Genomic DNA, 904 nt, shown 5'->3' on the forward strand with positions numbered 1-904 from the left:
TTTTTGGGAAAAGCGGCAGCCTTCTTCGCGTCGAAGCCACGGAATCAGAACGGTTCGAATTGATGGAAGCGGAGAAGGCTGACTATGCGATTGCTCGGACGAGCCGGTTGCTGGGGGTCTCGACCTCGGGGTTCTATGCGTGGCGGAAACGCCGGGCCGAGGGCCCTGGCCGGCAGGCCCGGGCCCGGCGGGAGCTTGATGCCAAGGTGCGCAGGGTCCATATGGAGTCCGATGAGGTGTATGGGGCTCCGCGGGTTACGGCACAACTGGGGCGTGAAGGTACTGGGGTGAATGAGAAGACGGTGGCTGCCTCGATGCGGCGGCAGGGCCTGGAAGGGGTCAGTCCGCGCCGGTTCCGGCCGGTCACGACGATTCCGGGGGTGGCGACCCATCACATTCCAGACTTGGTGAATCGCAAGTGGGATCAGGGCCGGATCAATGCCGTGTGGATTACGGACATCACCTACCTGCACACGCGTGAAGGGTTCGTGTACCTGTGCGCGATCAGGGACGGGCATTCGCGCCGGGTGCTGGGTTGGGCGATGGATGAGCGGCAGACGACGGACCTGGTGGAGCGGGCCTTGCGGATGGCGCACACGCTGCGCCAGATGCTGCCGACGGACGTTGTGCTGCATGCGGATCGTGGCTGTCAATTCACCTCGGCGCAGATGCACCAGGTCGCCGTCGAGCTGCACGTGCGCCAGTCCATGGGGCGGACCGGGGTGTGCTGGGACAACGCGATGAGCGAGTCGTTCTGGTCGACCCTCAAGGCTGAGTTCTACGACCGCCGGGTCTGGCACACGCGGGCCGAGGCCAGGCGTGAGGTCGCTCGCTGGATCGAGGTCGTGTACAACCGGCGCCGGCTGCACACGGGGCTGCACACGGCACTGGGCATGGTCCCGCC

General features: G+C 65.7%; 1 protein-coding gene. It reads left to right on the forward strand.

The window, feature by feature from the left end; genetic code table 11:
* Positions 1–904 (forward strand): IS3 family transposase (locus G6N77_RS19550; protein WP_165183839.1); only part of this gene is annotated, 904 nt, incomplete at both ends.

Origin of the sequence: Arthrobacter silviterrae, assembly GCF_011045165.1 — a bacterium.
Taxonomy (GTDB): Bacteria; Actinomycetota; Actinomycetes; order Actinomycetales; family Micrococcaceae; genus Specibacter; species Specibacter silviterrae.